Genomic DNA, 6,647 nt, shown 5'->3' with positions numbered 1-6,647 from the left:
TCGCTGAGGTCGGCGACCGACATGGCGTCGGCCGTGGCGGCGAGCTGGATGATGGGCTGGGCGTCGCTATCGGCCTTGAAGATTGTGGGATCCTCGACGCCATCGGGCAGGTTGCGGTTGACCCGGCTCAGGGCGTCGCGCACGTCGGAGGTGGCGGTATCGAGATTGGTGCCGTCGGAGAATTCGAGGGTAACGCGGCTGCTGCCGACGGAGGAACTGGCGGAGATGGAGGTGACGCCCTGGACGCGGGCGACGGCGCCCTCGACCACAGCGGTCACCTCGCGATCCACGGTCTCGGCGGCGGCGCCGGGAAAGCTGGTGGAGATGGAGAGCACAGGCTGCTCGACGCTGGGGAGTTCGCGTACTTCGACGCCTAGAAGGGCGGCCAGGCCCGCCATGGCTATGAGTGCGTTGATGACCACCGCCATGACCGGCCGCCGCACGAAGAGCGCCGCCAGCGTGCCACCGCGTTCGTTCTTCTGGGCGATCGACATGAGCCCTACTCCTCGGTCACGGCGGCGTCCGCGGCAGCCTCTGTGCCGTCGGGGCCATCGAGCAGGGTCACGGACGCGCCATCGCTGAGCTGGAGGATGCCCTCGGTGATGATCGCGTCACCCGGGGCGAGATCGCCGCGCACCAAGACGCCATCGCTGTTGCGCTGGACGATTTCAGCCGGCACGCGGGCGGCCTTGCCGTCATCGTATTTCCAGACATAGGAGCCGTCGGCAGACCACAGGATCGCCAGCGGATTGACCGTGGGATATTGCTCGCCTGGGAAGCGCAGGGCCACCGAAAAGGACATGCCGGCGCGCAAAGCACCGTCCTCATTGGGAATCTGGGCCTGGACCTGCAGGGTGCGGCTGGCCGGGTCGATGCGGTTGTCGATGGCACTGACTTCGCCGGCAAAGCTGCGGCCGGACAGGGCGACCGAGGAGATGGTCACCGGCGCGCCAAGCGCGATGACGCCGGCATAGCGCTCGGGCACCCAGAAATCGACGAGAATGGAAGATGTGTCGTCCACCGTGGTGACCGTGGTCTGGGCGGCGACATAGTTGCCGGGGGTGACCCGGATCAAGCCGACAGTGCCAGCGATAGGGCTGGCGATGGTGCGGCGGGCGAGGGCCACGCCGGCATTGCGCAATTCGAGGTCGGCATTGGCGGCGGCGAGCTGGGCCGCAGTAAGGGCTGTGGTGGCCACGACGCTGGAACTGGCCAGGCCCTCGGTGCGGGCGAGGGTGGCCTGAGCGTCGTCGACGGCAAGCCGGGCGCGGTCATAGGCGATCTGCTCGGCCTCGGCATCGAGACGGGCAATGACGTCGCCTGCAGCGACTACCTGGCCAGGCCGTACCAGAACCTCGGCGAGCGTGCCGCCGGCGGGGGAGGTGACGGTGACGGAACTGGCCGCAGTGCCTTCGCCGACCGCCGCGAGGGTGTCGTTGATGGTGGAGAGGGTGACCGCGGTGGTCACGACATTGGTCTGCCGGCCGCCAAAGCCGCCGGGCCGCCTGCCGGGCTGGGCCTGTTGTTCAGGCGCCGCAGCGAAGGGCAGGACGATGCCGACGCGGGCGAGGGTTTCGGTGGAGCCGGGGACAAAGAATATCCAGGCTGCCGAGGCGGCCGCCAGAACGATGAGAGACGCGACGAGTTGCCGGATCACGCGATGTATCCCGAAAAACGATGGAGCGGCCTACGCCGTCAAATATGGGGCGAGATTAACAGTCACCGCCCGGCCCGCACGTTACAAAGCTGTAAGGTCAGGCAATCAAGACGCGATCTCGGCGTCGGGGCGGGCACCCCATTCGGACCAGGAGCCATCATAGACGGCGACCTGGTTGGCACCGGCCAGTTGCAGGGCAAGCGCCAGCGTGGCGGCAGTGATGCCCGAGCCGCAGGAGGTAATGATGGGTTTGGCAAGGTCGAGCCCACGGTCGGCGAAAAGCTGGGCCAGTTCGGCCGTTGGGCGCATCTGGCCGTTCACGGTGAGCAGGCTGGCAGGGATGCTGACGCTATTGGGTATGTGACCGCCGCGCAGGCCGGCGCGCGGCTCGGGCGCTTCGGCGTGGAAGCGGGGGGCGGGGCGGGCATCGGCGATCTGGGCAACGCCGTCGTGGCTGCGGTCGCGCACCGTTTCGAAGTCGGCGACGCGGTCGGGATCGAAGCTGGTGTGGAAGACCTGCGGTGGCCGGGCGACCAGACCGATTTCAGTGGCTCGGCGCTCGGCGCGCCATTTGGGGCCACCGCCGACGAGGATGCGGACATCGTCGGCGCCCATGGTGCGGAAGGTCCACCAGACGCGGGGAGCGGAGAACAGGCCAAGCTCGTCATAGACGACGATGGTCATGGTGTCCGAAATGCCCAGGGCGCCCACCATGTGGGCAAAATCGTTGGGTGCCGGAAGCATATGAGGCAGGTCGGTGCTGGTATCGGCAACGCCGTCTATATCGAAGAAAACAGCGCCGGGAATATGGCCGGCGAGATACTCCGCCTGGGCGTTGCGGGTCGCATTGGGCATGTGCCAGCTGCCATCGAGCACGACCAGATTGGGGTCGCTCAAATGGGTCGCGAGCCAGTCGGTGGTGACGAAGGGATTGTCCATGGTGCTAGTTGCTTAGCACCAACAGGTCCTTGCTGGCGAGGCTGATGGTGACCGGTTCGCCGCGGCTGGGGGGGGCGGTGCGCTGGTCGTTGAAAGTGTCGAGGCTGACGACGTTCTTGCCGAGGGAAACGCGGAGACGGATGACCGAGCCGAGGAAGGTGACATCGGCGATGGTGCCGGTGAGGGTGATATCGTTGCCCTGGCGGGCGCCGATGGAGAGAACCTCGGGGCGCAGGGTCAGTGAAATGGGAGCGTTGGCGCTGGCCGAGACCGGCAAGGCGTGCGCGGTGACGGTTTGTCCGTCGATGGTGATTGTCTTGGCGGCCGGATCGAGCACCATCGCCTCGATGGTGTTGAGCTGGCCCACGAAGGTGGCGACAAAGCGGGTAGCCGGCGTGTTGTAGATTTCGTGCGGGGCGCCAAGTTGTTCGATATTGCCGGCATGCATCACCACGATGCGGTCGGAGATCGACAGCGCTTCTTCCTGGTCATGGGTCACGAAGACGGTGGTGATGCCGAGTTCGAGCTGGATGGCGCGGATTTCCTCGCGCAGCGACACGCGGATCTTGGCGTCGAGGGCCGAGAGCGGTTCGTCCAGGAGCAGCATGCGGGGGGCCGGGGCGATGGCGCGGGCGAGGGCGACGCGCTGCTGCTGGCCACCGGACATTTCATAGGGGAAGCGCTTCTCGTAACCGGGAAGGCCGATCAGCCTGAGCATTTCATCGACGCGGGCGCGGCGCTGTTCGGTTGGCATGCCGGCGATCTTGAGGCCAAAGCCGATATTGTCGCCAACATTGAGATTGGGGAACAGGGCATAGGCCTGGAACACCATGCCGAGCTGGCGCTGGTTGGGCTTGAGGGTGACGATGTCCTCCCCGTCGACTTTGATCGAGCCGGCGCTGGGCGATTCGAAGCCGGCGATCATGCGCAGGATGGTGGTCTTGCCGCAGCCGGAAGGACCAAGCAGGGAGATGAACTCGCCCTTGTTGAAGGCGAAGTTGACGCCCTTGACCACCGTGGAAGTGTTGTAGGTCTTGGTGAGATTCTGGACTTCGAGGAAGGCTGCCATTGGTCAGTCGGTCCTGGCGGAGGTGCGGGGGGCGAAGCGGCCGAGCACGTTGATCATGCCCATGGCGCCCCAGGTGATGATGAAGGAGATAACGGCCAGCGCCGCCGGCTCATAGGCGCGGTTGGCGCCGACATTCTGCAGGTAGGGACCAAAGGCCGGCCGGTTGAGCAGGCTGGCGATGGTGAATTCGCCGATGACGATGGCGAAGGTGAGGAAGGCGCCGGAGAGGACCGCGACCAGGATGTTGGGCAGGATGATGCGGCCGATGATCTGGACAGTATTGGCGCCAGCGATCTGGGCGGCCTCGGTCAGCGTCTGCACATCGATGGTGCGCATGCCGGTATCGACGGCACGATACATGTAGGGCATGGCCAGGGTGACATAGGCGCAGGTGAGCAGGATATCGGTGCCGATGGCGCTGCCGGTGAAGGGGATGATCGAACTGGAATTGTAGAGCCGGATATAGCCATAGACCAGGATGATGGCCGGGATGATCAGCGGCAGCAGCGTGATGAACTCGACGAAGGGCCGCAGCCAGGGCAGCCGCAAGCGGACGAAATAGACGGCCGGTACGACGACAAGAATACCGACGATGATCGAGAAGAGACCGATGATCGCGGAATAGGTGAAGGTGGCCTGGAAGCGCGGATCGGAGAAGACCGAGGCGTAGGCGTCGAAGCTGTAATAGCCGCGGCGCATCTTAAGCGAGAATTCGACGGTGGCGATCAGCGGGATGATGAAATAGGCCGCGCCCAGTCCGAAAACCAGCCAGGCCCAGAAACGGTTGGACTTCATTTCATCCACCTCTCGGCGCGCGAGGAAATCACCAGATAGATGATGTTGGCGGAGGCGGTGATCAGGATCATGCCGAGCGCCAGGGCAGCGCCGAGACCGGGATTTTGCAGGGCATCACCGCGAATCTGTGCGTATAGCAGGATGGGCACGATGTTGAGCGAGGAGCCGGTGAGCGCATAGGCGGTGGCGATGGCGCCGAAGGCATTGGCGAAGAGCAGGCTGAGGGTGCCGAGGAAGCTGGGCCAGAGGATGGGCAGGCCGACATAGCGCCAGAACTGCCATTGAGAGGCGCCCAGGATTTGCGCGGCTTCGCTCCATTCCTTTTTGAGGCCATCGATGGCCGGCGCGATGATCAGCACCATCAGCGGGATCTGGAAGTAGAGATAGGTGAGGGTGAGGCCCCAGAAGCTCAGCAGGTTGAAGCCGGACTTGTAGAGGTCGACGCCGACAAGCTTGAGGATGATGGTGACCAGGCCGAGGCGTCCGAGGGTGGAGATGAAGGCGAAGGCCAGCGGCACGCCGGCGAAATTGGAGGCGACGCCCGAAAAGGTCATGACCGCGGATCGCAGTCCGCTTGGCAGCTTGCCGCGGATGATGGCGAGGCCGATGGCGAGGCCGATGAACGCGCCGAGCATGGCGGAGGCGCCCGAGATGCGGATCGAAATCCAGTAGGCGGCCATGATGCTGTCGGTGAACAGGCCAGCAATATTGTCGAAGGTGAACTGCCCATCGCGGCCAATGAAGGCAGCGCCGATGAGATAGAGCGTGGGCAGGATGAGGAACATCACCGCAAAGATGATGAAGGGCGCGACGCCCAGCCACTCGAAGGAGAGGCGCTTGCGGGCAGGAGAAAGTGTCACCGGTGCCGGTGCGTGGACGTCGGTCATCGCGGTGCCCCAGAAGACCTCATGGTGAGCCTGTCGAACCACGAGGTCGTGGCTCCCAGGCACGAAACCCAGCCACGACCTCCTCCTTCGACAGGCTCAGAGTGAGGTCTGTTGAAGCGGTCGTGGCTGGCTTAGTCATGCGTCGACGTTATTCGACGTTGGCGCCGACGACGGCATCCCACTGGCCGGTGATGATGGCCTTGGCAGCGTTCTGCTGGTCGATGCTCGGGAACACGGCGGCTTCATAGGCAACGGCCGGGGGAAGAGCGTCGAGCAGATCCTGCGGGATCTTGCCGTTTGCTGCCAGATCGTTGAAGCGGATCGGGTGGCAATAGCCTTTCAGCCAGCCGAGCTGACCTTCGTCCGAATAGAGGTATTCCATCCAGAGCTTGGCAGCGTTCGGATGGGGAGCGTAAGCCGAGATCGCCTGGATATAGACGCCGGCGACGACGCCAGTGGCGGGCACAACGATTTCGACTTCCGGATTGCCTTCAAAGCCATCGCGGAAGGCGAGCAGGTTGTAGTCCCAGGCGAGCAGGATCGGGGTGGTGCCCTGAGCGACCGAAGCGGCCTTGCCGATGACCGGAACGAAATTGCCGGCAGCGTTGAGATCGGCAAAGAACTTCAGGCCCGCATCGGCAGCGCCTTCGTCGGCACCGGTGGCGGCGAGGCCAGCGGCATAGACGGCCTGGATGGCCTGGTTGGAGGCGCGCGGATCACCGGCGAGGCCGACGCTGGCGCTGTAATCGGCGCTGAGCAGATCGGTCCAATCGGCGGGAACGGTGGACACGAGGTCCTTGTTCACCAGCATGGCCATCACGCCATAATAGTCGCCGTACCAGTAGCCTTCGTCGTCCTTGGCTTCGGCAGGGATCGAGTCCCAGGTCGCAACCTTGTAGGGCTGGATCAGGCCATCGGCCTTGGCCGACGGGCCGAAGGAGAGGCCGACGTCGATCACGTCTGGCGCCTGCGGGCCGGTATTGCCCTGGTTTGCCTTGATGGCTTCGATTTCGTCGGCCGAGCCGGCATCGGGGTTGAGCTCGTTGACGGTGATGCCCGGATACTTGGCCTTGAAGCCGGCAATCACTTCGCCATAGCCGCACCAGGTATGGGGCAGGGCGATGGTGGTGAGCTGGCCTTCCGCCTTGGCGGCTTCATAGAGCGCGTCAAGATCGGCCTGGGCGAAGGTAGGGGCAGAGACGGCGAGCACAGCAAGCATCGAAACCGATGCGCCGAGTGTTTTCTTGATGGACATGTTCAGTCTCCCTGAAGTCGTTCGACAGCGCCCAATGGAAGCGCT

Annotated in this window: 7 protein-coding genes; all 7 read right to left on the bottom strand. The window is 64.4% G+C overall.

Annotated features, from left to right (window positions below; genetic code table 11):
• The coding region (locus V6M52_RS00740) for an efflux RND transporter permease subunit (protein ID WP_332698386.1) at positions 1 to 494 on the bottom strand (494 nt) is incomplete at its 3' end.
• 5 nt (positions 495 to 499) lie between these two features.
• Entirely contained in the window at positions 500 to 1,657 is a 1,158-nt protein-coding gene (locus V6M52_RS00735; RefSeq protein ID WP_332698383.1) for an efflux RND transporter periplasmic adaptor subunit, read from the bottom strand.
• 105 nt (positions 1,658 to 1,762) lie between these two features.
• Positions 1,763 to 2,596, bottom strand: coding sequence for a 3-mercaptopyruvate sulfurtransferase (sseA, locus tag V6M52_RS00730; RefSeq protein WP_332698380.1), 834 nt, complete (start codon positions 2,594 to 2,596; stop codon positions 1,763 to 1,765).
• A 4-nt stretch (positions 2,597 to 2,600) separates the two neighbouring features.
• The gene (locus tag V6M52_RS00725; RefSeq protein ID WP_332698377.1) at positions 2,601 to 3,665 is read right to left on the bottom strand and encodes an ABC transporter ATP-binding protein; all 1,065 of its coding nucleotides are present in this window, start codon (positions 3,663 to 3,665) and stop codon (positions 2,601 to 2,603) included.
• Between the two features lie 3 nt (positions 3,666 to 3,668).
• A complete protein-coding gene (locus V6M52_RS00720; protein ID WP_332698374.1) occupies positions 3,669 to 4,460 on the bottom strand; it encodes an ABC transporter permease in 792 nt (263 codons plus the stop codon).
• Positions 4,457 to 5,347, bottom strand: coding sequence for an ABC transporter permease (locus tag V6M52_RS00715; protein WP_442881792.1), 891 nt, complete (start codon positions 5,345 to 5,347; stop codon positions 4,457 to 4,459). The genes V6M52_RS00720 and V6M52_RS00715 overlap by 4 nt, the downstream gene beginning before the upstream one ends.
• A gap of 148 nt (positions 5,348 to 5,495) precedes the next feature.
• Complete coding sequence (locus V6M52_RS00710) at positions 5,496 to 6,566, bottom strand: ABC transporter substrate-binding protein (protein WP_332698389.1); 1,071 nt, start codon at positions 6,564 to 6,566, stop codon at positions 5,496 to 5,498.
• Positions 6,567 to 6,647: the final 81 nt, after the last annotated feature.

It is taken from the genome of Devosia sp., assembly GCF_036676215.1.
GTDB lineage: Bacteria > Pseudomonadota > Alphaproteobacteria > Rhizobiales > Devosiaceae > Devosia.
This window is presented reverse-complemented; position numbering and strand designations above follow the sequence as displayed.

What these genes read in the sequence shown, in the direction of transcription:
- sseA (WP_332698380.1), bottom strand. Translation starts at nt 2,596, where the DNA reads ATGGACAATCCCTTCGTCACCACCGACTGGCTCGCGACCCATTTGAGC.
- V6M52_RS00725 (WP_332698377.1), bottom strand. Translation starts at nt 3,665, where the DNA reads ATGGCAGCCTTCCTCGAAGTCCAGAATCTCACCAAGACCTACAACACT.
- V6M52_RS00720 (WP_332698374.1), bottom strand. Translation starts at nt 4,460, where the DNA reads ATGAAGTCCAACCGTTTCTGGGCCTGGCTGGTTTTCGGACTGGGCGCG.
- V6M52_RS00715 (WP_442881792.1), bottom strand. Translation starts at nt 5,347, where the DNA reads ATGACCGACGTCCACGCACCGGCACCGGTGACACTTTCTCCTGCCCGC.
- V6M52_RS00710 (WP_332698389.1), bottom strand. Translation starts at nt 6,566, where the DNA reads ATGCTTGCTGTGCTCGCCGTCTCTGCCCCTACCTTCGCCCAGGCCGAT.